Source organism: Streptomyces sp. NPDC001027, from assembly GCF_040299045.1.
In the GTDB taxonomy this organism is placed as follows: Bacteria; Actinomycetota; Actinomycetes; order Streptomycetales; family Streptomycetaceae; genus Streptomyces.
Window position 1 is genome coordinate 1 of record NZ_JBEPBI010000115.1, and the last position, 24,347, is coordinate 24,347.

Consider the following 24,347-nt stretch of genomic DNA (forward strand, 5'->3'; position numbering starts at 1 on the left):
GGGGTGGGGGGGGGGGGGCGGGGGGCGCGCCCCGGCCCGCCCACTCGCCCTCCCCTACCCTTCTCGTCCCGGCCGCTCACTCGCCCTCCCCGCCCTCGGCGGCGTCCGACGGGCCCCAGTCCTCCTCCCAGGCCGGCGGCCGGACGTCTGCCGTGCCGTCGGCCTCGTCCTCCCCGTCGCGCACCGGGGGCGGCGCCGGTCCGCCCGGGTCCGCGTCGGCCACCCGGGCGAACTGCCGGGCCAGCCGCTCCCCGACCGCGACGGCGGACGCGTGGCTCTCGATGGGGGTCGCCCTGGAGTTCTTGAACACGATGTACGTGACGCCGGAGGGCGCGCCGCCCCCTCGCGGGTCGGGGCGGATCCCGAGCGCCTCGGCGGTGGCGTACGAGGCCTCGCCGATGATCCCGCGCGGTCCGGTGTCCCCGACCACGGCGTACGCGACCCGGTCCCGGTAGACGACGGCGGCGACGGATCCGCCGCGCACCCCGTGGTCACGGTGGTCCCAGACGTCGCTCGGGCCCGGCACCACGATGTAGGGCAGGGACTCGGCGCTGAGATGGCGGCCGTCGGACTGCTGGAAGGCCGTGGCGGCGGAGAACAGCGGGTCGGTGCCGCTGTTGCACCGCGGGCCCGGGCGGCCGTCGCAGTCGATGTCCATGTCGGCGGTCCAGAAGACCGCCTCCTCGGTGCCGCAGACCGGGATCGTGGCGGGCGCGCCCTCGTCCGTGCGGTAGCGGCCGCGGGAGACGGGAGTGCAGTCGCGGACCCGGGACAGCAGGTCGGCGGCGCGGACGGAGCCCTCCTGGTGCGACGCCGGGGCCCCGGGGGCGCCCGCGGTCGGCCGCACGACGGTGGGCGAAGTGGTCGGGGCCAGCAGGGCGATGCCTGCCACGGCGAGTGACAGCGACTGGACGCGCACGGTTCGGGACCCCTCTCGTGGGGGCGTCGACGGACGCAGTTTGACGGGCACTCGGAACAATCTGGTGGGGGCCGCAGGGCCCGGCCACTCCGGGAGGGCCGTACGGGGAACCGCTGCTGACGGACCGACAGCGCGACGGCGGCCCAGGGGTCACGGCCCCGCGGTGCGGGTCGGGGCCCCCGGGCCGCCGCGCCGGCGCGGGGACAGCGACGACAGCGGTCCGCGCCGTCGGCGTGAACTCGGCCCACGGGAAGGAGAGTTCGGCGGCGACGGGCTTCAGCATACGTACCTGCCGCGAGCGGACGTTCGGAAGCCGTGCCGGACGGCCGCCCCCCTCCGCCCTCTTGCTGTGCTCGCGACCCCGCGCCATATTGGTCCGGACCAATGCCGCCGTGCCGGGGCCGGGAGGCGACGCCGTGCGACGTGTTGTGCTGTGGGCGACGGGGTGCGTGCTGGTGTCCGCCCTGGCGAGCGGCTGCGCCGTCGGCACGGCCGACGACGACGGCCGGACGCCCGGCGCCCCGACCGGGGTGACCGCCGCGGCCGGCAGCGCGACGAGCGTCCACGTCATGTGGAACGCGGTCCCGGCGGATCGCGGAATCAGCGCGTACGAGGTGTACGTGGGCGGGGAGAAGGCCGGGGAGGCGTCCGGCGCCGCGCACATGCTGGACGTCGTCCGGCTCGCCCCCTCCACCGCGTACGTCTTCACCGTGCGGGCCCGTGACACGCGGGGCCGGCTCGGGCCGCCCGGCCGGGAGGTGCGGGCCACCACCGCGGCGGCCGAGGCGGCGGACGGCTCGGCGCCGACCGCGCCGGGCGGCCTGACCGGCCGGGCCGTCGGAAGCCGGGCCGTCCAGTTGTCCTGGTCGGCCTCCGCCGACGACCGGAAGGTGGTCTCCTACGAGGTCTACCGGGGCGACGCGAAGATCCACAGTGTCGGGGCGGCGCAGACGGCGACGGTGGTCACGGGGCTGCGGCCGGGCACGGCCTACGCGTTCACGGTCCGGGCGCGGGACGCGGCCGACAACCTCTCGCCCGCGGGCCCGGCGGTGCGGATCACCACGGCGAAGGGGGCCGACGAGGGGACGGACACGGCGCCCGCGGATTTCCGGGCGACCGGTCACCGGGGCGCCGACGGCGGCTACTACATCGACCTGTCGTGGACGCCGCCCCGCGTGGACGGCGTCGTCACGGAGTACCGGATCCAGCTCGACGGGCAGCCCGCCACCTCCCTGGTGTGGGGCGGGACCCCGCCGCGCGGGACGGCGTCGTACAGCTTCTACGCGGGCGGGACGGCCGGGGTCGCGCACCGGCTGCGGGTGCGGGCCCGGCTGCCGGACGGGGGCTGGGGCGCGTTCTCGGCGGAGCGGACGGTGACGACGGGCCCCGGGCCGTGAGACGCACCGGGACGCATCGTGCTTGGTCCGTCCGGAGGAGTCCCTCACCTGCTCGGCGGCGGTCCGCGTGCGGGGCGGCGCAGGGGGGCGTTGGCTGCGTCTGAGGCAGCACGGACGAACCCGATCCTCGGCGGCGCAAGGGATGTACCGCCAACCGTGCCGCCGCCGGAGGACATCCCATGCGCATTTCCCGTCCGTTCGTCAGCTCAGGACTGGGCGTGGCGGTCGCCGCCGCGCTGCCGCTCGCCCTGGCCGCCGGGCCCGCCGCCGCCCGGGCGTCGGGGATCTCGGTCAGCACCACCGGCTCCACGGTGTCGGTGGTGACCAGCGCCTGCACCCAGATCAACGGCAGTTGGGGCACCGCCGCACTGCTCGCCAGCGGCCAGGGGAGCTTCGCCCAGGGGCGCCAGGTGGCCCTGTCCGGGACGGCCGCAAGCCAGTCGGCCGCGTGGTCGGCGGTCTCCCCGGGCACCTACACCGTCGTGGTCATGTGCTCGAACGGCAGTACCGCGGGCACCCAGTCCGTGATCGTCTCGACGCCGTCCACCCCGGCGCCCACCCCGACGACCTCGCCCTCGCGCGGGGTCATGGGCGGCCTCGGCGGGGCGGCCCGTGACTACGGCGCCGTCACCATGGCGGTGGGCGGGGCTCTGGTGGGGGCGGGCGTCATCGCGACGGCCTGGTTCCTGCGCCGGCGCTCGAAGCCCTACCGACTGTGAGCCCCGCCGACCGAGGGCTCCGGCCCCGGCTGCTGTGAGCCCCGGCTGCCGGGGCCCCGCCGCCGCAGGCCCCGGCCGTCGACGCCGGAGGGCGCTCAGCCGGGCTCGCCCTCCACGACGGGCAGGTTCGCCAGCGCCTCGGTGAGCCACTGCGTCCAGAAGGTCTCCAGCTCGATGCCCGCGCGCAGGACCAGGTGCTGCAGCCTGGCCTGCGCGCTGTCGTCGTCGCCGGCCGGGAAGTCGCGCTGCTCGATCTCCCGGTACTCGGCCAACTGCCGCCGGTGCAGCTCGAGATGACGGCGCAGGTCGGCATCGAGACCGGCGGTCCCGACGACGGCCGCGGCCCGCAGCCGCAGCAGCAGGGCGTCGCGGTGCGGCTTCGGGTCCTGCGCGGCGGCCGTCCACCGGGCGAGTTCGGCACGGCCGGCGGGCAGGACCTCGTAGGCCTTCTTCTGCCCGCGGACCGGCTGCTCCGCGGGCAGGGCCCGGATGTGCCCCTCGGCCTCCAGCCGTCCCAGCTCGCGATAGATCTGCTGGTGCGTCGCCGACCAGAAGTAGCCGATCGACCTGTCGAACCGGCGGGTCAGATCCAGCCCCGACGAGGCGGGCCGCTCGAGGAGCGCGGTGAGGATCGCGTGCGGGAGTGACATGCGGTCATCCTAGGGACGGCCCGGGGCGGCTCCGTGCGGTCGGCCTACAGCGCCGCCGCCAGCTCGGTGCCCTGCTGGACGGCGCGCTTGGCGTCCAGTTCGGCGGCCACGTCCGCGCCGCCGATGAGGTGCACGCTGCGGCCCGCGGCGACCAGCGCGTCGTAGAGGTCGCGGCGCGGGTCCTGGCCGGTGCACAGCACGACGGTGTCGACCTCCAGGACCGTGCTCTGCTCGCCGACGGTGACGTGCAGTCCGGCGTCGTCGATCCGGTCGTAGCGCACGCCCGGGACCATGGTGACGCCCCGGTGCTTGAGCTCGGTGCGGTGGATCCAGCCGGTGGTCTTGCCGAGGCCCGCGCCGACCTTGCTGGTCTTGCGCTGGAGCAGGTGGACGGTGCGCGGCGGGACGGGACGCTCGGGGGCGGCGAGACCGCCGGGCCCCTGGTAGTCCATGTCCACGCCCCACTGGCGGAAGTAGGCCGCGGGGTCCTCGCTCGTCTTGTCGCCGCCGTCGGTGAGGAACTCGGCGACGTCGAAGCCGATGCCGCCCGCCCCGAGGATCGCGACGCGGTCGCCGACGGGCGCGCCGTCGCGCAGCACGTCGAGGTAGCCGACGACGCTCGGGTGGTCGACGCCGGGGATGTCGGGGGTGCGGGGGCTGACGCCGGTGGCCACGACGACCTCGTCGTAGCCGGTCACGTCCTCGGCGGCGACGAACGTGTCCAGTCGTACGTCGACGCCGTGGGCGTCGAGCTGGTGGCGGAAGTAGCGCAGCGTCTCGTCGAACTCCTGCTTGCCGGGGACCCTGCGGGCCACGTTCAGCTGCCCGCCGATCTCGCTCGCGGCGTCGAAGAGGGTGACGGCGTGGCCGCGTTCGGCCGCGCTCACCGCGCAGGCCAGACCGGCCGGGCCCGCGCCCACCACCGCGACCCGCTTGCGCAGCCGGGTCGGGGCGAGGACCAGCTCGGTCTCGTGGCAGGCGCGCGGGTTGACCAGACAGGAGGTGATCTTCCCGCTGAAGGTGTGGTCCAGGCAGGCCTGGTTGCAGCCGATGCAGGTGTTGATCGCCTCCGGCGTGCCCGCCGCGGCCTTGTTGACGAAGTCGGGGTCGGCGAGCATCGGGCGGGCCATCGAGACCATGTCCGCACAGCCGTCGGCGAGCAACTGCTCGGCCACCTCGGGGGTGTTGATGCGGTTGGTGGTGACGAGGGGCACGGAGACCGCGCCCATCAGCTTCTTCGTCACCCAGGTGTAGGCGCCGCGCGGCACGGAGGTGGCGATCGTGGGGATGCGCGCCTCGTGCCAGCCGATGCCGGTGTTGATGATGGTCGCTCCGGCGGCCTCGACGGCCTTGGCGAGGGTGACGACCTCGTCCAGGGTCGAACCGCCGGGCACCAGGTCCAGCATGGACAGCCGGTAGACGACGATGAAGTCCTCGCCGACCGCCTCGCGCACCCGCCGGACGATCTCGACCGGGAACCGCATCCGGTTCTCGTAGCTGCCGCCCCAGCGGTCGGTGCGGTGGTTGGTCTGCGCCGCGATGAACTCGTTGACGAGGTAGCCCTCGGAGCCCATGATCTCGACGCCGTCGTAGCCGGCCTGACGGGCCAGACGGGCGGCGCGGGCGTAGTCGTCGATGGTCCGCTCGACGTCGGCGTCGGTCAGCTCCCGGGGCGGGAACGGGCTGATGGGGGCCTGGAGCGGGCTCGGCGCGACCAGGTCCCGGTGGTAGGCGTACCGGCCGAAGTGCAGGATCTGCATCGCGATCCGGCCGCCCTCGCGGTGCACGGCGTCGGTGATGAGCCGGTGCTGTTCGGCCTCCGCGTCGGTGGTGAGCTTGGCGCCGCCCTCGCCCGGCCGCCCTTCGTCGTTGGGGGCGATGCCGCCGGTGACGATGAGGCCCACTCCCCCGCGAGCCCGGGCGGCGTAGAACTCGGCCATGCGCGCGAAGCCGTTCTCGGCCTCTTCCAGGCCGATGTGCATGGAGCCCATCAGGACGCGGTTGGGCAGTGTGGTGAATCCCAGGTCGAGAGGGCTCAGCAGGTGGGGGTATCGGCTCATGGCAGGCCTCCGTGCGCGGCGGTAGTCCCTCAGTTCTAGAGGACCGCGCACGGGTTGTGCAACTAGTTGCACAATCAGGCCTGGCCGATGTGCCGCAGGTCACCGGCGACGCGGTCGCGGCGGGCCTGCGGCCGACTTCCGTCTCAGCGGCTCTCGAGCAGGACGTGCAGTTCGCGCTCCTGGTCCCCGGAGGCCGAGGAGAGGTCGCGCACCGAGAACACCGAGTCCAGCGTGGAGCGCAGCCGTTCGATCGCCCAGTAGCTGCCCTGCGCGTCGGCCTCGACCGAGGACGAGAGCCGGGCCGGCTCGGCGCAGTCGCGCGCCTCGGTCACCTCGAAGGTGCCCAGCCAGACCATCGGCCGGCTCTCGTGGAGCTGCTGCGGATCCTCGCCGCTGCCGCGGTCCGACTCGAAGCAGGCGTTCAACGCGTCGAACACGATCCGGGCGTCCTCCTTGCTGCATCCGCTGATCTCGACGGAGACGGACTCCTCGTGCGATCGCTGGCGATCCATCGTGATCGCTCCTCTCGTGGCGGTGGCGCGGCTGTGCGGGTTCCCCGCGAACCGTGCCACATCCCCAGAAAAGCACCACTTTCCGAGCGGGACCAGCGACGGGATCGGTCGCCGGCCCCCATGGTCAGCCGCGGGTGAAGCGGTAGGTCTTGCTGTCGGTGAGCACGCAGAAGCCCGGCGAGACGACGATCACCCGCAGGGTGCCGGTCCTGCGGTCGTAGTCGACCCCCTCAGCCTCGAAGGAACCGGAGCACGAGCTGCGCAGCGGCAGCTGGCGCAGGGCCGTGACGTGACCGGTGACGTCCGAGGCGCCGTTCGGCGCGGCGGACAGATCGATCTGCAGGAGGGGCTTGGTGATGCCGAAGAGGGTCCCCGCGGGGTCGTCGGAGGAGCACAGCAGGGTGGTGGGGCCGGTGAAGTCGCACCCCTGGACGTCTCGCACGGCGTGGTCGAGTCGGACCGTCGACGCGAGCGGCAGATTGACGGAGGGCGACGTGGCGGCGTTGGCGCCGGGGGTCGGGAACACGAGGAGGCGGGTCATGGTGCCCCACTCGCCCGACAGCATCCACTGGCTGTCCGGGGTGATCGCGACCCAGGAGTTGTTCAGCGCCTCGCCCGGGCCGAGCGCGTGGACGTACTCCGACCACGCCCCGCCCGGCGCCTGCACGCGGTACATCTTCGAGCCGGACGCATCGCTCTGGTACGGCTCGACGTAGTAGCCGCCGTAGGAGGCGTCGGGGTCGCCGACGTGGTTCCAGCCCCGTACGGACAGGGCGAAGGGGATGGTGCCGATGCCGGTGTAGCGGTTGGCGCTGTTCGCCGGCGACTCGACCGAGGCCAGCCCCTGGCTCTCGGTCAGCGGGTCGGCGCGGTCGGAGCCGACCTCGGTCCAGGTGTCGGCGGCCGCGGCGGGCGGCGCCGCCGAGAGGGCGGCGACCGCCGCGACGGCCAGCGCGAGAGCGGCGGCGCGGGCGGTGCGGGCGGCGCCGGCCAGGGCGTTGCGGCGGCGGGCAGGGCGCAGGGGCATGGGTCTCCTCGGCAAGGGGGGTGGGCGCGCTCGGCGGACAGTCTGGCCCGGCCGTGATGGGCATGTACAGACCAAATCCATGGCCGGGTTCGGGCTGTGAGGAGAACAGCGCGCGAAGCCGTACTGGAGGAGCATGGAGAAGGGCCGCCGAAGGCGTGGGAGAAATGGGTTGAGCGCGGTAGAACAGGGGGAGTCGGCACGGGGGACGACGTGCCGCGTCGACGTGCGGAGGCGGTGCGTGGCATGAGCGGAGCCGGATCGTCCGCAGCCGACGGCGGCCCGAGCGGGCCGAGCGGGCTGCTGGACATCCTGAGCGTGGCCTCGGTGGTCCTCGACACCGAGGGCCGCATCGCGCTCTGGAGCCCTCAGGCGGAGGAGCTGTTCGGCTACTCGGCGCAGGAGGCGCTCGGGCGCTTCGCGGCCCGGGTGATGGTCCACGAACGGCACGTCGACCTCGTCGTGAAACTGTTCGCCGACGTGATGGCCACCGGCCAGAGCTGGGCGGGCGCGTTCCCCATCCGGCGCAAGGACGGCACCACCCGGCTCGTCGAGTTCCGCAACATGCGGCTGATGGACGACCGGGGCCAGGTCTACGCGCTGGGCCTCGCCGCCGACCAGACGACGGTGCGGCGGCTGGAGCGGGACGTCGCCCTGGCCACCCGCATGGTCGCGCAGTCCCCCAACGGTCTCGCCGTCCTGGACACCGACCTGCGATACGTCTCCGTCAACCCGGCCCTGGAGCGCATCAACGGGCTGGCGGCCGAGGAACACATCGGCCGGACCGTCCGCGAGGTGCTGCCCCGGCTCGACGCGGACGCCCTGGAGGCCGCGGCGCGTCAGGTCCTGCAGACCGGGGAACCGCTCGTCGACCGGTCCACCACCGGCCGCACCCCCGCGGACCCGGACCAGGAGCACGCCTGGTCGCTCTCCCTGTACCGGCTGGAGGACGCCCGCGGCACGGTGCTGGGCGTCGCCGTCTCGGTCCGGGACGTCACCGACCGGCACCGGGCCGCCGTGGAGGCCGAGGCGGCCCGCCGCCGACTGGCGCTGATCGCCGACGCCTCCACCCGCATCGGCACCACCCTGGACCTCGAGCGCACGGCGCGCGAGCTGGCCGACGTGGCCGTCCCGGAGCTGGCGGACGTGGCCGCCGTCGATCTGCTCGACGCCGTGGTGGCGGGCCGGCGCACCAGCCTCGGGCCCGCCGAGTCGGCGGTGATCCGCGCCCTCGCGGTACGGGCCGTCGACGAGCCTGACGCGCTGCGGGCGGCCGACCAGCCCGGGCAGGTGGCCCGTTACGCGCCGGACCGCCTGGTCACCGAATGCGTGCGCTCCGGCAAGCCGGTCATGGTCGCGCACGTCAAGGACGACGACCTCGGGCACATCGCCCGCTCCCCGGACGCGGTCGGCCTGCTGGCCCGGGCCGGCGTGCACTCCTACCTCGCCGTTCCGCTCATCGCGCGGGGCGAGGTGCTGGGGGCCCTCGACCTCAAACGCACCCGCAACCCGCTGCCGTTCAGCCGCGACGACCTGTTGCTCGCCCGCGAGCTGGCGGCCCGCGCGGCCGTCCAGATCGACAACGCCCGCTGGTACCAGAACGCCCGCACCACCGCGCTCACCCTGCAGCGCAGCCTGCTGCCGAGCCACGCGCCCGTCACCGGCGGCCTCGAGGTCGCCTCCCGCTACCAGCCCGCGGACGCCACCACCGAGGTCGGCGGCGACTGGTTCGACGTCATCCCGCTGTCGGACGGCAGGACGGCGCTCGTCGTCGGCGACGTGATGGGCAGCGGCATCGACGCCGCCGCCGCGATGGGCCGGCTGCGCACCGCGACGACGACGCTGGCCTCGCTCGCTCTCGACCCGGCGGTGCTCCTGGAGCATCTGGACCGGATCACCCAGGGCCTCGACCACTCGATCGCCACCTGCGTGTACGCCGTGCACGACCCCCGGCTCGGGAGGTGCCGGATCGCCAACGCCGGGCATCTGCCGCCCGCGTGGGTGCGCCCGGGGCGTCCGCCGGAGCTGCTCGACCTGCCGACCGGCGCGCCGCTGGGCGTGGGCGGCGTGGCGTTCTCCACGACCGACGTCGACTTCGCCCCCGGCGACCAGCTCGTGCTGTACACCGACGGCCTCGTGGAGACCCGCACGCACTCCCTGGACGAGCGTCTGGAGGCGCTCCTCGCGCTGCTCGACGATCCGGCGCGCCCGCTGGAGGAGGTCTGCGACCTGCTGCTCAGCGCGCTGCACCACCCCGACAACCACGACGACGTGGCCCTGCTGGTGGCGCGGGCACTGCCTCGGCAGTAGGCGCTCCGGGCGGCCTCGGCAACAGGGCTCCGGGCGGCGCGGCGGCAGCGGCCACCACTGCGGGAGCGGCTACGAGTGCGGCTGCGGGCGGCGCGATCCGGGGTCCTCCCCGGCCGCGGCCGTGCCCGGTTCACAGCTCCTCGTTACGGGCTCCTTACCCGTCCCCACGGACAATCACAGGCAGGCGTGTCAGTGACGATGCCGTCGTGGCCGAGGAGTGTGAGCCGTGATGCAGCAGCCCGACGAGCCGGACCGCACCGAGGTGCTCGGGGGGCCGGCCGACGCCGAGGAACACCACCGCTCCGGCCTGCGCGCGCCGTGGCGGCGCCGGTCGCCCCGCGGACGGGCGGTGATCGCGGCGACGACCGTCGCGGTCCTGGCCCTCGGCGGCGCCGTCGCGTACGCGGCCGCCTCCGACGGCTCCGGCGGCGCGCCCTCCGCGTCGCCGTCCGCCTCCGCCTCGCACGGGCCCGGAGAGCGGCACGGCCACGGCGCAGGCCCGTGGTTCGGCTTCCGCGACGCGGCCCACGGCGAGGCGACCGTGAAGGACCCTGCCACCGGCGACTGGGTGGTCCGCGTCTGGCAGCGGGGCACGGTGCAGAAGACGGACGGCGACCGGATCACCGTCCGCAGCGAGGACGGCGCCTCGTGGACCTGGAAGCTCGGTCCCGACGCCACCGCGTCCGACCGCGGTCCCTCCGGCGCCCACGCGCCGAAGAAGGGCGACGCGGTGTCCGTCGTCGGGACCCGCTCCGGCGACGCGTACACGGCCGACCGCGTGCTGTCCGGCTCCCCCGGCGAGCACCGCCGGGACGACCGGCACGGCGGCTTCCCCGGGCACGGCCCGTGGGGCCGCGGGGGCGGCGACCGCTCCCCGGGGCCCTCGCACGGCGGAGCGGCTACCTGACCCGGGCGCCGACCACGACGTGGGCGTACAGGTCCTCGTCCCGCGCCACCCGCACCGTCAGACCGCCGAGGGCGAACGCCTCGACCGCGGCCGTCGCCTGACGCTCACTGGTCTCCACGAGCAGGCAGCCGCCGGGGGCCAGCCAGCAGCGCGCCTCGGCGGCGACCCGGCGCAGCACGTCCAGTCCGTCGCCGCCGCCGTCGAGGGCGACGAGCGGTTCGTGCTCGCGGGCCTCGGGCGGCAGCAGCGGGACCTCGCCGGTGGGCACGTACGGCACGTTGGCGGCCAGGATGTCGACCCGGCCGCGCAGCCGGTCCGGCAGCGCCGTGAACAGGTCCCCGGTGTGCACGTGTCCGCCGTGACCGGCGAGGTTGCCGCGGGCGCAGCGCACGGCCGCCGGATCGACGTCAGCGGCGTGCAGCTCGACCTGCCCGAGCGAGGCGGCGAGCGCGGCGCCGACCGCGCCGGAGCCGCAGCACAGGTCGACGACGACGGACGCGTGCGGCGCCGCGGCGAGCGCCTGGTCGACGAGGAACTCGGTGCGACGGCGGGGCACGAAGACGCCCGGCTCGACGCGGACGCGCAGACCGTGGAACTCGGCCCATCCGACGACGTGTTCCAGGGGCAGGCCGTCCGCGCGCCGTCGCGCCATGGCGGCGGCCTCGTCGGGGGTGCGGGCGGCGGCCAGGATCAACTCCGCCTCCTCCTCGGCGAAGACGCATCCCCCTGCCCGCAGCACGGCGACGAGGGCGTCGCGCGAGAGGCCGGGAGAGGAGGGGCGCGGTGAGGCGGCCGCGTCGGGAGGGAAGGGCGAGGACATGGAAGGCATGGAGCCGGGGAGCCTTTCGGGATCCGAAGGGCGCTCCCTCGGCCCTAGGAACGGCGGCTGACGCCGTCACGAGAGGGGAGCACCCGACCTGACACTGCGGTAATGGGTCTCACCCCCTCGGCCTCGCGCGACTGGGGACCTCCGCAGCCGGACGGCCACCCTACCGCAAGCCCGGGCGGCTCCCCGGGGCGCTCGTCCCCACCGGAGTTGTACTGTGCAACAGACGGGTGAGGGAGCGTGGGGAGCAGCCATGCAGGAAGCCGAGGCCGTGGAGACCATCCAGCGCGAGATGACGGCCTTCGCGCGACGTGCGCGGGCCTCGGCGGGCCGGCTGCACCCCGAGCTGTCGCTGGTGTCGTACACCCTGCTCGGCCATCTCGAGGAGGGCGGCGGCTGCCGGGCGACCGACCTCGCGGCGCACTACGCGCTGGACAAGTCCACGGTCAGCCGCCAGGTCACCGCCCTGGAGCGGGCCGACCTGATCGAACGGCGCCAGGACCCCGAGGACCACCGCGTCCAGGTCCTCCACCTCACGGACGCCGGCCGCCGCATTCTCGCCCAGGTCACCGAGAGCCGCCGCGCGGCCTTTTGCCGGCGCCTCGCGGAGTGGCCGCGGGAGGACCTGGAACGCTTTGCGCGCTACCTGGAGCGCTACAACAACTGGACGGCCCCCTGAGTCACCGCGGGCAGGGGGCCTCCGCGGGAGACCGGGCACCCCCCGCGTGGGCCCTGCGGCGGGCGCTCCGTCGGCGAGCCGTCGTGAACGATGCGTGAAACCATGTACTCCAGACGGGGTAGTACGCCCATGGGGGCACTCGTCCGCGTGACGGCGAGGAGGTCGACATGCGAACCCGGGTGCGTGGCTGGCGCTGGCGGCACAATCCGCTGCGGCGGCGTTCGGACGTCGTGGAGGCGTGGGCGACGCTCGTCGTCGCCGTGCTGCTGCTCGTCGCCGCCCCCCTGGCCGGAGCGCTGGCCGGCCAGTGGGCCCACGACGACGCCCGGGCGGTCGCGGCCCGGCAGCGGGCCGACCGCCACCTGGTGCGGGCCGAGGTCGTCGGCCGGGTGCCGCAGACGATGCCCTCGGTGGAGGGCGGGCGGCATCAGACGGTCCGGGCGACCGTGCGCTGGACGCCGCCGGGCGAGCCGGCCCGCACGGCGCCCGCGCGGGTGCCGGCCGGCACGCGCCAGGGGCAGACGGTCGACGTGTGGTTCGACGCGCACGGCCGCGACGTCGCCCCGCCGCCGAACGACACGATGGTGTGGCAGCAGACCCTCACCATGGGCGTCTGCGTGGCCGGGGGCGCGGCCGCCGCGGTCCTGCTCGGGCACGCCGTGGTCCGGCGGACGGCGATGCGGCGCCGGCTCGGCGAATGGGAGCGGGAGTGGACGCGCACGGAGCCGCAGTGGAGCCGGCGCAGGCCCGCCTGAGGCTCCCGGGCCGGGGGCTGGCGGGCCTTCCCGCCGTCGCCGTACGGTGTGATCATTCGTACGGCCACTTAACAAAAGGCGGTCCTTGATGCCCCTGTTCGACCTGTCGCTCGAGGAGCTCCGCACGTATCGCAGCGCCTCCACCGAGCCGGAGGGTTTCGACGCGTTCTGGTCCAAGACCCTGCAGGAAGCCCGCGAGCACGACCTGGACGCCCGCTTCGAGCCGGTCGACACCGGCCTGACCACGGTGCAGGTGTACGACGTCACGTTCGCCGGGTTCGGCGGCCATCCGGTCAAGGGCTGGCTGACGCTGCCCGCCGGCGCGGCGCAACCGCTGCCGCTGGTCGTGGAGTTCGTGGGCTACGGCGGCGGGCGCGGGCTGCCGCACGAGCACCTGCTGTGGGCGTCGAGCGGCCGCGCGCACTTCGTCATGGACACCCGCGGCCAGGGCAGCGTCTGGGGCGGCGGGGGCGGCACCGCGGACCCGGTGGGCGGCGGGCCGTCGTACCCCGGTTTCATGACCCGGGGCATCGACGAGCCGGAGAACTACTACTACCGCCGGGTGTTCACGGACGCGGTGCGGGCGATCGAGGCCGCCCGCTCGCACCCGCTGACCGACGCCTCGCGGACCGTGGCGGTCGGCGGGAGCCAGGGCGGCGGCATCACGATAGCCGTGGGCGGTCTGGTGCCGGACCTCGCGGGCGTGGCGCCGGACGTGCCGTTCCTGTGCGACTTCCCGCGCGCCGCCACGCTGACGGACCGTCACCCCTACCGTGAGATCGGCCTGTTCCTCAAGACGCACCGCGGCCGCACGCAGGACGCGCTGCGCACCCTGTCGTACTTCGACGGCGTGCACTTCGCCGCCCGCGGCACGGCGCCCGCGCTGTTCTCGGCGGCCCTCGAGGACCAGACCTGCCCTCCGTCGACCGTGTTCGCCGCCTTCAACGCGTGGGCCCACGACGACAAGGCGATCGAGGTGTACGACTTCAACGACCACGAGGGCGGCGGTCCGTTCCAGCAGGCGGCCAAGCTGCGCTGGCTGCGCGCGTACGCCTGAGCGGCCCGGGCGACGGCGGGGAGCGGCTTCCTCCGGGGAAAGACGGGGAGGGAGTCGCTCCGACCCGCTTCCCTCCAGTCCGACCAGTCGGTATGTTCGGTGGATCCGGACCGCACCGTCGCGGTCCGGGGTTCCGGCGGACCACGGAGGACCCATGTCCGAGCACGCGCCCCAGGTTCACGGCCACTGCGATCCGCGGTTCGCCGCGCTGCGCACGGCCTTCGAGGAGAACTTCCGGGAGCGCGGCGAACTGGGCGCCGCGGTGAGCGTCACGCTGGACGGGGTGACGGTGGCCGACCTGTGGGGCGGCTGGGCCGACGCCGCCCGCACCCGCGCCTGGGAGCGGGACACCCTGGTCAACGTCTGGTCCACCTCGAAGGGGCCGACGGCGCTGTGCGCGCACATCCTCGCCGACCGGGGTCTGCTCGACCTCGACGCGCCGGTGGCCGCCTACTGGCCGGAGTTCTCCGCGGCGGGCAAGGAGCGGGTCCTGGTGCGGCATCTGCTGTCGCACCGCGCGGGCCTCGCGGGGCTGCGCGAACCGCACTCCCTCGACCAGCTCTACGACTGGGAGCTGACCACCGCGCGTCTCGCGGCCATGGAGCCCTGGTGGGAGCCGGGCACCCGGTCCGGATATCACGCGCTCACCTTCGGATTCCTGGTCGGAGAGGTCGTACGGCGGGTGTCGGGGCTGCTGCCGGGGGCCTTTCTGGAGCGGGAGGTGACCGGCCCGCTGGGCGTCGACTTCACGATCGGACTGCCCGAGAAGGAGTCCGCCCGGGCCGCCGAACTGGTGCACCCGCAGACCGGCTCGTCCAGTGAACAGGCGGCTGTCTTCAGCCAGTTGGCGCCCGCGGCCATCGCCGCGCTGGCCAACCCCCTGGCGGGTGCGGCCGAGGCCAACTCGGCTCCGTGGCGGGCCGCGGAGATCCCGGCCGCCAACGGTCACGGCACCGCCCGGGCGGTCGCCGCGCTCTACGGGATCCTCGCCGGCCGGGGCGCGTACGGCGGCCGGCGCATCCTGTCCCCCGAGGCCGCCGAGCGGGTGCGCGAGGGGCAGGGCAGCTGCCGTGACCTGGTACTGGGGGCCGGTTTCGCGCACGAGACGGAGATCGGGCTCGGACTCTGGCTCAGCGGCCCGAACGGCTCCTACGGACCCAACCCGCGCGCTTTCGGACACGACGGCTTCGGCGGCTCCTGCGGGCTCGCGGACCCCGAGGCCGGCGTGTCCCTCGGGTACGTCATGAACCGCATGGGCCCGCACATCGCCGACGACCCGCGCAAGACGGCACTGGTGGACGCCCTCTACGGCGCCCTGTGAACGGCGGGGCCGGGGTGGGCGGTCGGGTTTCGGCCGATCGGCCGCCCCGCCCTTCCCTGCTGGTTTAGACCAATGCTAGATCTGGTGGCGCACCGACTCCGGCCGACTACGGCACGTCACTCACAGGAGGCGCGCGGCATGGCCCGCAGCACCACCCTCGTCCCCCCGTCCACCGACGACCGGCCCCTGTACCGGCGGATCGCCGAGGAGCTGCTCGGCGAGTCGCGCGCCACGCTCGCACCCGGCGAACGCCTGCCGAGCGAACGGCGGCTGGCCGGGCACTTCGGCGTCAGCAGAGTGACCGTGCGGCAGGCACTGCAGGTGCTGCGCCACGACGGTCTCGTCGAGACCGACCGGCGGGGCAGCCGCGTCGCCCTGCGGGCAGGCCCGCCGGGGGCGCCCGCGGACGCCGCGGCGTTCCTCGCCTTCCCGGTCGGGGCGACGTCCGCGGGCGACGCCCCGGCGACGGCCCGGACGGCGGTCAGCTGGGAGCCGCCGCCGCCCGAACACGCCGAGGCGCTCGGACTCGCCCCGGACCGGCCGACGCTGGTCCACCGCTACGAGTCCGCCGACGCCGACGGCGGCGGTCTGCGCACGGCGGTCACGTCCTTCTCGGCGGTGGCCGTGGCGGAGGTGGCGGAGCTCGCCCGCTGCCGCGACCGCGTCGGCGCGAGCGGCGGCGCACAGCTCGGGCGCGCCTACGACTGGATGCGCCGGGCGGGCCTGACCCTGCACCACCGGGACTGCATCACCCCTCTCGACGACGCGCCGTCGATGCGCGTGACCCGGCGGGTGCACGACCAGTACGCCCGCCCGCTGGAGATCACCGACCTGGTGGTGGACACCCGGCGCGAGGCGCTGGTCTACGCGTTCACGCTGCCGGCGGCCGGGTGACCCCGTCCGGACCGTCGCCGCCGGGGTCCGCGCGTCGCGCCTCCACCAGACGGACCTGTGGACTGCCGTCCCTGCGCACCCCGAACGCGGGCAGGGCGCGCAGCTCCACCTGGAATCCGGCCCGGGTCAGTTCGCGCCGCACCTCGCCGAGCCGGAAGGCCCGGTAGTACATGACGAACGGCGGCCGCCACAGGGCGTTGCGCAGCCGCATCGCGGCGTCGAAGCCGAGGAGCGCCCAGTACAGCGGGGAGGACGGCGGGGGCGGGGCGACGACCGGGAAGGCGAAGCGGCCGCCCGGCCGCAGCGCGGTGTGCACCTGGGCGAAGAGGCCCGGCAGCTCGCGGGGCAGGAAGTGGCCGAACGCGCCGAAGCTGACGACGAGGTCGAAGCGGGCGGTGAACGGCAGGGCGCGGGCGTCCGCGCGCACCCAGGAGACCTTGGGGCCGGCCGCCGGGGCCCGCCGGCGCGCCTCGTCGAGCATGCCGGTGCTGAAGTCGACGCCGGTCACGCTGGACCGGCACACCGTCGCCAGGACGTGCGTCCCGGCGCCCGTGCCGCAGCACAGGTCGAGGCCGTCCTCGTAGGGGCCGGTGTCCTTCAGCGCCCCGGCGACCGCGTCGAGGACGGAGTCCGGGGTGCGGAAGGGCGTGTGGTCGAACTTCGGCGCGAGGAGGTCGTAGCCGTGCTCGACGGAGGACAGCGCCTGCACGGCGAGTTCGCGCAGCGTGGGGCCTTCGGGGCTGAACATCGACGTCAGCCTACGGCCGTCCGCCGCTTCAGGAGCGCGAGGGCCCGCTCGCACCAGCGCACGTTCGTCTCCTCGAAGGCGATGCCGCCGATCAGGGTCAGGTAGGGGCCGATCCGCTCGGCCTCGCTCAGGTACTCGTCCTCGGTGCGCCCGTCGAGGAGGCGGTCGCGGACCCGCTCGTAGCGGGCGAGTTTGCCGCGCGACCAGCTCATGCGCTCCTCGATCAGCTCGCGCGTCGCCCGGGGGTCCGCGCCGTCCATCGCCTGGATCTTGACGAGGAGCTCGTCGCGCAGGGCGGTGGGCCGGCGGGGCGGAGCGGCGGCGAAGGCGCTCAGATCCGCGCGGCCCGCACCGGTGAGGGTGAACATGCGCTTGTCGGGCCGGCGCTCCTGGCGCACCATCCGTGCCTCGATCAGGCCGTCCTGGGCGAGGCGCTCCAGTTCGCGGTAGAGCTGCTGCGGGGTCGCCGGCCAGAAGTTCGCGAGGGAGACGTCGAAGATCTTCGACAGCTCGTAACCCGAGGCCTCGCCCTCCAGAAGAGCGGCCAGGACGGCGTACTTGAGGGACATGTGGACACGGTAACAGCAGGTGATTATTCTCAGCCGCACCTATTCAACGAATTTACTATCGATTCTAGCGAGGAGATCCGATGCGCGCATTCCGCGAGGCGGTCGAGGCAGGCGATCTCGACGCCGTCGAGGCGCTGCTGTCCGAGGACGTCGTCTTCACCAGCCCGGTCGTCTTCAAGCCCTACCCCGGCAAGGCGATCACGGCGGCGATCCTGCGCGCGGTGTCGCAGGTCTTCGAGGATTTCCGGTACGAACAGGAGCTGGCGGGCGGCGACGGGCGCGACCACGCCCTGGTCTTCTCGGCCCGGGTGGGGGAACGCCGGCTCACCGGCTGCGACTTCATCCACGTCGACGAGCACGGCCTCATCGACGAACTGACGGTCATGGTCCGCCCGTTGTCCGGCGCGCAGGCCCTGGCGGCGGCCATGGGCGCGCGCTTCGGCGACATCGCGAAGGAGGCGGAGGCACGGTCGGCCTCCGCCTCCTGAGGGACGTCAGTCCTTGAGTTCGGCGAGCGTGGCCCGGGAGTCGGTCTTCAGCCACCCCGAGACCTCGCTCAGCGTCGGCGGGTCCTTGTCGTTGCTGTACGAGGAGTAGTAGGCGCTGTAGCTCATCGTGTAGGTCACCCAGCCGTCGCGCACGGCGAGGGTGGCGTACAGCGAACCGCTCGTCGACGAGGAGGACGTGGTGTCGTCACTGACGAGATAGGCCTCGTCGCCGATGCCCGTCACCGCTTCCACGTCGTAACCCGAGTGGCTCTCGGAGTAGTTCTTCCAGGTGGCGGTGAACTCCGGCCCCGGGTCGGTCTTCTTGTGCAGGTCCAGCTGGACGTACAGGTACGCGTCCGCGTAGCTGGACCCCGTCTTCTTCAGGCTGAGGTTGCACAGCGCCTCGTCGAGGGCGTCGTCCCCGAGGCTGTTGTGGGTCGGGGTGCTGTCGTTCGCCGCGTACTCGGTGCGGAAGGACGAGTAGTCGGTGGAGTTGCACAGGTTGACCGGCGCCGAGTAGCCGCGCAGGTCGACGTCGGAGCCGGAGGGGATCAGGAAGACGCCCGCCGCCCACGCGGCGGACGCCGCCAGCGCGCCGACGACGGCCCACAGGACCGCCCGCCCCGCGCGGCCTCCACCCGTCGGCGGGGGCGGCCCGACGACCGGGTACTGGCCGGGCTGGACATAGGGGTTGCCAGGCTGCGGCTGGGGCTGCGGCTGCGCCAGGGGTCCGACCAGGGTCGGCTGGGCGTAGACGCTCTGCTGGGCGGACGGGGAGGCGGGCGCCGCCGGGGGGAACCCCAACGGCCCGCCGGGGGCGGGTGACTGCGGATGCGGATAGGGATACGCGCTCGGCTGGGCCGGCGTCCCGGACGGCGGCTCCGGTTGCTGCGGAGGCTGAGACGGCGTGGACATGACGTGAAGATAATGCACACATAGCAGTCAAGTCCGTTGCTGTCACGGATCGTTACCCTCTGCGGACATCTGCGGCAAACCACGGAAGAATCCCGGGCGCGCCCATCGGCGTGCTAAAGTATCAATGGCACTTGTGTACGTCCCCTCTGGGACGCCGGTGTCGATTCCTTCTCTCTCCGCCCAGTCACCCGCCGTTCCCGGCCGGTGCAGCGGCCTTTCCGCACCACCTCGTCGACGCGGCATCGCGCCCTGACGAGGTGTCGTTCCCGCCGCCCGAGGCGCGTCTCGCGCCCTTCTCCCGCGGCTGCTCCCTCTTCTCTTCCCTCGCGCACATCCCGTGCCTCCCACCGTCGAAGGACACACCATGACCGCCCCCACTCTCGAACAGCCCCCCGTCCACCAGCAGCCCCCGGTCCGGATCGTCGCCGGCGTCCTCGACGTCGACGCCGGCGGGAAGGGCCGCCTGCGCCCGCTCGACTGCCTGCCCACCCCGGACGACGTCGAGGTCCCCGCGGCGCTGATCCGCCGTCACGGACTGCGCGCCGGCGACCTCGTCGAAGGGGTGCGCGGCGCCCAGCGCACCCTGACCGAGGTCGCCCGCGTCGGCGGCCGCCCGCCCGGCGAGCTGCAGGGCCGCCGCCGCTTCCGCGACCTCACGCCGCTCCACCCGCACCGCCGGCTGCGTCTGGAGCACCCCGCGGCCGGCCTCGCCGGGCGGGTCGTCGATCTCCTCGCGCCGGTCGGCAAGGGTCAGCGCGGGCTGATCGTCGCCCCGCCGAGGACCGGCAAGACCGTGCTGATCCAGCAGATCGCCGCCGCCGTCGCCGGCAACCACCCCGAGGCCCGGCTGATGGTCCTGCTGCTCGACGAGCGGCCCGAGGAGGTCACCGACATGCGGCGCTCCGTGCGCGGCGAGGTGTACGCCTCGACCTTCGACCGGGCGCCCCGGCAGCACATCGCCCTCGCCGACCTGGTGGTCGAGCGGGCCAAGCGGCTCGTCGAGGCGGGCGAGGACGTCGTGATCCTCCTCGACTCGCTGACCCGGCTGTGCCGGGCCCACAACAACGCGGCCGCCGCCGGGGGCCGCACCCTCAGCGGCGGCGTCGACGCGACCGCGCTGATCGGCCCGAAGCGGTTCTTCGGCGCGGCGCGCGCGGCGGAGGAGGGCGGGTCACTCACCATCCTCGCCACCGCCCTGGTGGAAACGGGTTCGCGCGCCGACGACTTCTACTTCGAGGAGCTGAAGAGCACCGGCAACATGGAGCTCCGCCTGGACCGCGAGCCGGCCTCCCGGCGGGTGTTCCCCGCGGTCGACGTGGGCGGCTCCGGCACCCGCCGCGAGGAACTGCTGCTCTCCCCTGCCGAGTCAACCGCGGCACGGGGTCTGCGCCGGGCGCTGCAGACCGCGCACGGCCAGGCGAACCTGGAGACGCTGCTGGAACGACTGCGGCAGACTCCCGACAACGCCGCCTTCCTGCGGCTGATCCAGCCGACCCTGCCGACCGGCTGAGGGGAGGTACCCCATTGGGGTGCTCGCCGGGTCGCCTTCGGCACGGGCGGGACGGAGAACAGGGCGACCGTTCCTAGGTTGATCGTATGACGATCGGATTCTCCTCTCGGGTCGCTCTCTCGGCGTGCGTGTTCTGCGCGGCAGGCGCCCTGGCCCTCGGTCCCGTCGCGGCCGTCGCCCCGGCCGCGGCGGACCCGGGCCCACCCGGCGCCCCCGGCCAGGCGCCCGCAGCAGCGCTCGGGGCAGGACCCCGTGCCGCACACGCGCAGGCGTCGCGGACGGCGGTGCTGTACCGCTCGGGCGTCCAGGTGAGGCCGCACGACGGCGTGCCCGACGTGCCGGACGTCTCCGCGCTGTCCTGGCTGGTCGCGGACGCCGACACCGGCGAGGTGCTCGCCGCGTCGCACGCCCACCGCAAGCTGCCCCCCGCCAGCACGCTGAAGACGCTGTTCGCCCTCACGGTGCTGCCGGTGGTGCCCGCCGGGCTGCGGCACCGGGTCACCGAGGAGGAGCTCGCGGACATCGGGCCGGGCAGCAGCCTGGTCGGGGTCGCCGAGGGCCAGACGTACTCGGTCGCCGACCTGTGGCGCGGGGTGTTCCTCAACTCCGGCAACGACGCCGTGCACGTGCTCGCGGCCCTCAACGGCGGCTGGAACGCGACGACCGCCCGGATGCAGGAGAAGGCCCGCTCGCTCGGCGCCCTGGACACCCACGTCCGCTCCCCCGACGGATACGACACACCAGGCCAGGTCTCCTCCGCGTTCGACCTGGCGGTGTTCGGCCGGGCCGGGCTGCACAACGCCGACTTCGCCCGCTACTGCGGCACGGCGGAGGCCTCGTTCCCGGGCGGCGACGGCTGGTCGTACGGCATCGCCAACACCAACCGGCTGCTGACCGGGCACGACGGCGTCGAACCGTACCCCGGTCTGATCGGGATCAAGAACGGCTACACCAGCAACGCCGGCAACACCCTGGTGGCCGCAGCCCGCCGGGGCGGGCAGACCCTCGTGGTGACGGTGATGAACCCTCAGTCGGGCGGCGGGCACGCCGTCTACGAGGAGGCGCGGGAACTGCTCGACTGGGGATTCGAGGCGGCCGGCCGTGTCGAGCCGGTCGGCTCGCTCGACGCGCTGCGCACCCCTCCGCCCCCTGTGGCGGGACCGGAGCCGGCGTTCACCCGGCCGCCCGCGCAGACTCCTCCGCGGGCGGCCACGGCGGCGCCGGGCTCTACGCCTGCGCCGGGCTCCACGGCGGCGTCGGGCTCCACCCCGGCCCGGACGTCCACGCCGTCCCCGGCGGGGGCAGGGCCGGTGAGGGCGGCCGCGGTCGCCTCCGCAGACCCGTCACGGCGTCCGGGATGGCCGGCGGTCGCGGAGATCGCCGGCGCGGCCGTCCTCGGCGGTGCGGCAGTGGCGGCGGTGCTGTGGGTCGCACGCCGCCGGTTCACCCGCGACTGACCCCGGCGGCCACAGCGCGCGCGGACACGGTCAGAACACGGACAGTCCCGTGAGCGTCGTGAACCGGTCGAGCGCGGCCACTCCCGCCACGGAGTTGCCGTGCTCGTCCAGGCCCGGACTCCACACGCACAGCGTGCAGCGGCCCGGCACCACGGCGATGATGCCGCCGCCCACGCCGCTCTTGCCGGGCAGGCCGACCCGATAGGCGAACTCGCCGGCGGCGTCGTACGTCCCGCAGGTCAGCATCACCGCGTTGACCTGCTTGGCCTGGCTCCGGGTGAGCAGCCGCGCGCCGTCGGCGCGCACGCCGTGCCGGGCGAGGAAGCCGGTCGCCAGGGCGAGGTCGGCGCAGGAGGCGGTGAGGGAGCACTGCCGGAAGTACTGGTCGAGCAGGACCGGCACCTCGTTGTCGATGTTGCCGTACGACGCCATGAAGTGGGCGAGAGCGGCGTTGCGGTGGCCGTGCGCGGCCTCGGAGGCGGCGATCTCCTCGTCGAAGTCGAGGCCGGGGTTGCCGCTCTCGGCCCGCAGGAACTCCAGCAGCTCGCCGGCCGCGTCTCCGCTGCGCGTCTGCAGGCGGTCGGTGACGACCAGCGCGCCCGCGTTGATGAACGGGTTGCGCGGAATGCCTCCCTCGTACTCCAGTTGCACCAGGGAGTTGAAGGGGTTGCCCGAGGGCTCCCGACCCACGTGCTCCCAGAGTTCGTCGCCCTCGCGGGCGAGCCCGAGCGCGAGGGTGAAGACCTTGGTGAGGGACTGCGTGGAGAACGGCTCCCGCCAGTCCCCCACGCCGTACACCGTGCCGTCCAGCTCCGCGACGGCCATGCCGAAGCGGCGCGGGTCGAAGGCGGCGAGCGCCGGGATGTAGTCGGCGGGCCGACCGCGGCCGGGGGTGCGCTCCATCTCCTCGGCGATCCGCTCCAGGACCGGCTGGAAGGCGAGGGACGACGTCGTTGTCATGATCACCATTGTGCCTCCGGGCCGGTCCTGGCGCGTTCGTCGCAGGTCGTAGGGGGTCGGCCGGGGTCAGCCCAGGGTGTGCCCGCTGCCCGCGAGCACCTCGGGGCGCAGCAGTCCGGCGAGGCGTTCGGCGGGCAGCAGTCCCTTCTCCAGGACGAGTTCGGCGACGCCCCGGCCGGTGACGAGGGCCTCCTTCGCGATCTCGGTGGCCGCGGTGTACCCGATGTGCGGGTTGAGGGCGGTGACCAGGCCGATGGAGTTCTCCACGCTCGCGCGCAGCGCCTCGGTGTTGGCGGTGATGCCGTCCACACAGCGCTCGGCGAGGGTGAGGCAGGCGGCGCGCAGGTGGGTGATGCTCTCCGACAGGGAGTGCAGGATGATCGGCTCGAAGGCGTTGAGCTGGAGCTGCCCGGCCTCGGCGGCCATGGTGATGGCGACGTCGTTGCCGATCACCTCGAAGGCGACCTGGTTGACGACCTCGGGGATCACCGGATTGACCTTGCCGGGCATGATCGACGAACCGGCCTGCACCGGCGGCAGGTTGATCTCCCCGAGGCCCGCGCGCGGCCCGGACGACAGCAGTCGCAGATCGTTGCAGCTCTTCGAGAGCTTGACGGCGATCCGCTTCAGGACGCCGGACATCTGCACGAACGCGCCGCAGTCCTGGGTGGCCTCGACCAGGTTCGCGGCGGTCACCAGCGGCAGCCCGGTGATCTCGGCCAGGTGTCGGCGGGCCGACTCGGCGTATCCCGCGGGCGCGTTGAGGCCGGTGCCGATCGCGGTCGCGCCCAGGTTGATCTCGTGGATCAGCTCGACGGCCTCGGCGAGACGGCTGCGGTCCTCGTCCGTCATGACGGCGTACGCGGAGAACTCCTGACCGAGCGTCATCGGCACCGCGTCCTGCAGCTGGGTGCGGCCCATCTTGAGCACGTCGCGGAACTCGACGGCCTTGCGGGCGTAGGAGTCCTGCAGCACGGCCATCGCGTCGAGCAGTCCGCGCACCGCGAACACCGTCGCCACCTTGACGGCGGTCGGGTACACGTCGTTGGTGGACTGACCGAGGTTGACGTGCTCGTTGGGGTGCAGGAACCGGTACTCGCCCTTCGCGTGGCCGAGCAGCTCCAGCGCCCGGTTGGCGATCACCTCGTTGGCGTTCATGTTGGTCGAGGTGCCCGCGCCGCCCTGGACGACGTCCACGACGAACTGGTCGTGCAGCTCGCCGGTACGGATCTCACGGCAGGCGGCGACGATCGCGGCGGCCTTCTCCGGCTCGAGCAGACCCAGCTCCTCGTTCGCGAGGGCGGCGGCCTCCTTGACGGCGGCAAGGGCGTCGATCAGGTGGGGATGAGCGGAGATGGACGTGCCGGTGATGGGGAAGTTCTCGATGGCGCGCAGGGTGTGGACACCCCAGTAGACGTCGGCGGGGACGTCCCGGTCTCCGAGCAGGTCGTGTTCGCTGCGGGTGACGGCGGTGGTCATGAGGGTGCGACCTCTTTCTGAGGCTGGCGCTGAGGGTGGACGTGCAAGAGAGGACCGGTCCGCTGGGGTCGGCGGCGACCGCTCGGGAGGCGGGACGGCGGCCGGCTCGGGCGGTGCGGGGTGGCGTCCGCCCGAGCCGGTCGGGCCCCGCGCCCGGCCACCGAACCGCCGGTCCGGTCACCGCCGGACGG

22 protein-coding genes and 1 pseudogene are annotated in these 24,347 nt (G+C 74.1%); 12 read left to right on the forward strand and 11 right to left on the reverse strand.

Annotated features, from left to right (window positions below):
* Positions 1 to 76: 76 nt before the first annotated feature.
* Positions 77 to 919, reverse strand: coding sequence for a glycoside hydrolase family 75 protein (locus ABT300_RS26725; RefSeq protein WP_351680520.1), 843 nt, complete (start codon positions 917 to 919; stop codon positions 77 to 79).
* 416 nt (positions 920 to 1,335) lie between these two features.
* On the opposite strand from ABT300_RS26725, the gene ABT300_RS26730 reads away from it, so the two are divergent.
* Together ABT300_RS26730 and ABT300_RS26735 are read left to right on the forward strand one after the other, a co-directional pair.
* Positions 1,336 to 2,316: a fibronectin type III domain-containing protein gene (locus tag ABT300_RS26730; protein WP_502978000.1), complete on the forward strand. Its 981-nt coding sequence runs from the start codon at positions 1,336 to 1,338 to the stop codon at positions 2,314 to 2,316.
* Positions 2,317 to 2,495: 179 nt separating this feature from the next.
* Entirely contained in the window at positions 2,496 to 3,035 is a 540-nt protein-coding gene (locus ABT300_RS26735) for a hypothetical protein (RefSeq protein WP_351680523.1), read from the forward strand.
* Positions 3,036 to 3,130: 95 nt separating this feature from the next.
* Here the strand turns inward: ABT300_RS26735 and ABT300_RS26740 are convergent, their stop codons facing one another.
* From ABT300_RS26740 to ABT300_RS26755, 4 genes are all read right to left on the reverse strand, one after another.
* Positions 3,131 to 3,685, reverse strand: a complete 555-nt coding sequence (locus ABT300_RS26740) for a PadR family transcriptional regulator (RefSeq protein WP_351680526.1) — start codon at positions 3,683 to 3,685, stop codon at positions 3,131 to 3,133.
* Positions 3,686 to 3,729: 44 nt separating this feature from the next.
* Complete coding sequence (locus tag ABT300_RS26745) at positions 3,730 to 5,745, reverse strand: oxidoreductase (protein WP_351680529.1); 2,016 nt, start codon at positions 5,743 to 5,745, stop codon at positions 3,730 to 3,732.
* 143 nt (positions 5,746 to 5,888) lie between these two features.
* Positions 5,889 to 6,257 (reverse strand): hypothetical protein, encoded by a 369-nt coding sequence (locus ABT300_RS26750; protein ID WP_351680532.1) that lies wholly within the window; start codon positions 6,255 to 6,257, stop codon positions 5,889 to 5,891.
* Positions 6,258 to 6,381: 124 nt separating this feature from the next.
* Positions 6,382 to 7,284 carry a hypothetical protein gene (locus ABT300_RS26755; protein WP_351680535.1) on the reverse strand — a complete coding sequence of 301 codons (903 nt, stop codon included), beginning with the start codon at positions 7,282 to 7,284 and terminating at the stop codon, positions 6,382 to 6,384.
* Positions 7,285 to 7,527: 243 nt separating this feature from the next.
* Here ABT300_RS26755 and ABT300_RS26760 point away from each other — a divergent pair, with 243 nt between their 5' ends.
* Both ABT300_RS26760 and ABT300_RS26765 read left to right on the forward strand, forming a co-directional pair.
* The gene (locus ABT300_RS26760; RefSeq protein WP_351680537.1) at positions 7,528 to 9,591 is read left to right on the forward strand and encodes a SpoIIE family protein phosphatase; all 2,064 of its coding nucleotides are present in this window, start codon (positions 7,528 to 7,530) and stop codon (positions 9,589 to 9,591) included.
* Positions 9,592 to 9,820: 229 nt separating this feature from the next.
* Positions 9,821 to 10,498 carry a hypothetical protein gene (locus ABT300_RS26765; protein ID WP_351680579.1) on the forward strand — a complete coding sequence of 226 codons (678 nt, stop codon included), beginning with the start codon at positions 9,821 to 9,823 and terminating at the stop codon, positions 10,496 to 10,498.
* On the opposite strand, the gene ABT300_RS26770 is transcribed toward ABT300_RS26765, so the two are convergent.
* Complete coding sequence (locus tag ABT300_RS26770; protein WP_502978001.1) at positions 10,491 to 11,327, reverse strand: putative protein N(5)-glutamine methyltransferase; 837 nt, start codon at positions 11,325 to 11,327, stop codon at positions 10,491 to 10,493. The genes ABT300_RS26765 and ABT300_RS26770 overlap by 8 nt on opposite strands.
* A 250-nt stretch (positions 11,328 to 11,577) precedes the next feature.
* On the opposite strand from ABT300_RS26770, the gene ABT300_RS26775 reads away from it, so the two are divergent.
* From ABT300_RS26775 to ABT300_RS26795, 5 genes are all read left to right on the forward strand, one after another.
* Positions 11,578 to 12,003 (forward strand): MarR family winged helix-turn-helix transcriptional regulator, encoded by a 426-nt coding sequence (locus ABT300_RS26775; RefSeq protein ID WP_351680541.1) that lies wholly within the window; start codon positions 11,578 to 11,580, stop codon positions 12,001 to 12,003.
* Between the two features lie 167 nt (positions 12,004 to 12,170).
* The gene (locus ABT300_RS26780; protein WP_351680544.1) at positions 12,171 to 12,758 is read left to right on the forward strand and encodes an Rv1733c family protein; all 588 of its coding nucleotides are present in this window, start codon (positions 12,171 to 12,173) and stop codon (positions 12,756 to 12,758) included.
* An 88-nt stretch (positions 12,759 to 12,846) separates the two neighbouring features.
* A complete protein-coding gene (locus ABT300_RS26785; protein WP_351680547.1) occupies positions 12,847 to 13,815 on the forward strand; it encodes an acetylxylan esterase in 969 nt (322 codons plus the stop codon).
* Positions 13,816 to 13,969: 154 nt separating this feature from the next.
* A complete protein-coding gene (locus ABT300_RS26790; protein ID WP_351680549.1) occupies positions 13,970 to 15,136 on the forward strand; it encodes a serine hydrolase domain-containing protein in 1,167 nt (388 codons plus the stop codon).
* 138 nt (positions 15,137 to 15,274) lie between these two features.
* A complete protein-coding gene (locus ABT300_RS26795) occupies positions 15,275 to 16,030 on the forward strand; it encodes a GntR family transcriptional regulator (protein WP_351680551.1) in 756 nt (251 codons plus the stop codon).
* Here ABT300_RS26795 and ABT300_RS26800 read toward each other — a convergent pair.
* Positions 16,008 to 16,778: a class I SAM-dependent methyltransferase gene (locus ABT300_RS26800; RefSeq protein ID WP_351680554.1), complete on the reverse strand. Its 771-nt coding sequence runs from the start codon at positions 16,776 to 16,778 to the stop codon at positions 16,008 to 16,010. The two genes, ABT300_RS26795 and ABT300_RS26800, sit on opposite strands and share 23 nt — an antisense overlap.
* 5 nt (positions 16,779 to 16,783) lie before the next feature.
* A complete protein-coding gene (locus ABT300_RS26805) occupies positions 16,784 to 17,347 on the reverse strand; it encodes a PadR family transcriptional regulator (RefSeq protein ID WP_351680557.1) in 564 nt (187 codons plus the stop codon).
* 80 nt (positions 17,348 to 17,427) lie between these two features.
* On the opposite strand from ABT300_RS26805, the gene ABT300_RS26810 reads away from it, so the two are divergent.
* A complete protein-coding gene (locus ABT300_RS26810) occupies positions 17,428 to 17,835 on the forward strand; it encodes a nuclear transport factor 2 family protein (RefSeq protein ID WP_351680560.1) in 408 nt (135 codons plus the stop codon).
* Positions 17,836 to 17,841: 6 nt separating this feature from the next.
* On the opposite strand, the gene ABT300_RS26815 is transcribed toward ABT300_RS26810, so the two are convergent.
* Positions 17,842 to 18,750, reverse strand: coding sequence for a hypothetical protein (locus ABT300_RS26815; RefSeq protein ID WP_351680563.1), 909 nt, complete (start codon positions 18,748 to 18,750; stop codon positions 17,842 to 17,844).
* Positions 18,751 to 18,999: 249 nt separating this feature from the next.
* Here ABT300_RS26815 and rho point away from each other — a divergent pair.
* Together rho and ABT300_RS26825 are read left to right on the forward strand one after the other, a co-directional pair.
* A pseudogene (gene rho / locus ABT300_RS26820) lies at positions 19,000 to 20,260 on the forward strand (transcription termination factor Rho).
* 86 nt (positions 20,261 to 20,346) lie between these two features.
* The gene (locus ABT300_RS26825) at positions 20,347 to 21,717 is read left to right on the forward strand and encodes a D-alanyl-D-alanine carboxypeptidase family protein (protein WP_351680569.1); all 1,371 of its coding nucleotides are present in this window, start codon (positions 20,347 to 20,349) and stop codon (positions 21,715 to 21,717) included.
* Positions 21,718 to 21,747: 30 nt separating this feature from the next.
* Here the strand turns inward: ABT300_RS26825 and ABT300_RS26830 are convergent, their stop codons facing one another.
* Both ABT300_RS26830 and aspA read right to left on the reverse strand, forming a co-directional pair.
* Positions 21,748 to 22,686: a glutaminase gene (locus tag ABT300_RS26830; protein WP_351680571.1), complete on the reverse strand. Its 939-nt coding sequence runs from the start codon at positions 22,684 to 22,686 to the stop codon at positions 21,748 to 21,750.
* A gap of 57 nt (positions 22,687 to 22,743) precedes the next feature.
* Complete coding sequence (aspA, locus tag ABT300_RS26835; protein WP_351680573.1) at positions 22,744 to 24,156, reverse strand: aspartate ammonia-lyase; 1,413 nt, start codon at positions 24,154 to 24,156, stop codon at positions 22,744 to 22,746.
* Positions 24,157 to 24,347 lie beyond the last annotated feature (191 nt).

Coding starts and splice junctions, on each gene's coding strand:
- ABT300_RS26735 (WP_351680523.1), top strand. CDS start 2,496: ATGCGCATTTCCCGTCCGTTCGTCAGCTCAGGACTGGGCGTGGCGGTC.
- ABT300_RS26740 (WP_351680526.1), bottom strand. CDS start 3,685: ATGTCACTCCCGCACGCGATCCTCACCGCGCTCCTCGAGCGGCCCGCC.
- ABT300_RS26745 (WP_351680529.1), bottom strand. CDS start 5,745: ATGAGCCGATACCCCCACCTGCTGAGCCCTCTCGACCTGGGATTCACC.
- ABT300_RS26750 (WP_351680532.1), bottom strand. CDS start 6,257: ATGGATCGCCAGCGATCGCACGAGGAGTCCGTCTCCGTCGAGATCAGC.
- ABT300_RS26755 (WP_351680535.1), bottom strand. CDS start 7,284: ATGCCCCTGCGCCCTGCCCGCCGCCGCAACGCCCTGGCCGGCGCCGCC.
- ABT300_RS26760 (WP_351680537.1), top strand. CDS start 7,528: ATGAGCGGAGCCGGATCGTCCGCAGCCGACGGCGGCCCGAGCGGGCCG.
- ABT300_RS26765 (WP_351680579.1), top strand. CDS start 9,821: ATGCAGCAGCCCGACGAGCCGGACCGCACCGAGGTGCTCGGGGGGCCG.
- ABT300_RS26770 (WP_502978001.1), bottom strand. CDS start 11,327: ATGCCTTCCATGTCCTCGCCCTTCCCTCCCGACGCGGCCGCCTCACCG.
- ABT300_RS26775 (WP_351680541.1), top strand. CDS start 11,578: ATGCAGGAAGCCGAGGCCGTGGAGACCATCCAGCGCGAGATGACGGCC.
- ABT300_RS26780 (WP_351680544.1), top strand. CDS start 12,171: ATGCGAACCCGGGTGCGTGGCTGGCGCTGGCGGCACAATCCGCTGCGG.
- ABT300_RS26785 (WP_351680547.1), top strand. CDS start 12,847: ATGCCCCTGTTCGACCTGTCGCTCGAGGAGCTCCGCACGTATCGCAGC.
- ABT300_RS26790 (WP_351680549.1), top strand. CDS start 13,970: ATGTCCGAGCACGCGCCCCAGGTTCACGGCCACTGCGATCCGCGGTTC.
- ABT300_RS26795 (WP_351680551.1), top strand. CDS start 15,275: ATGGCCCGCAGCACCACCCTCGTCCCCCCGTCCACCGACGACCGGCCC.
- ABT300_RS26800 (WP_351680554.1), bottom strand. CDS start 16,778: ATGTTCAGCCCCGAAGGCCCCACGCTGCGCGAACTCGCCGTGCAGGCG.
- ABT300_RS26805 (WP_351680557.1), bottom strand. CDS start 17,347: ATGTCCCTCAAGTACGCCGTCCTGGCCGCTCTTCTGGAGGGCGAGGCC.
- ABT300_RS26810 (WP_351680560.1), top strand. CDS start 17,428: ATGCGCGCATTCCGCGAGGCGGTCGAGGCAGGCGATCTCGACGCCGTC.
- ABT300_RS26815 (WP_351680563.1), bottom strand. CDS start 18,750: ATGTCCACGCCGTCTCAGCCTCCGCAGCAACCGGAGCCGCCGTCCGGG.
- ABT300_RS26825 (WP_351680569.1), top strand. CDS start 20,347: ATGACGATCGGATTCTCCTCTCGGGTCGCTCTCTCGGCGTGCGTGTTC.
- ABT300_RS26830 (WP_351680571.1), bottom strand. CDS start 22,686: ATGGTGATCATGACAACGACGTCGTCCCTCGCCTTCCAGCCGGTCCTG.
- aspA (WP_351680573.1), bottom strand. CDS start 24,156: ATGACCACCGCCGTCACCCGCAGCGAACACGACCTGCTCGGAGACCGG.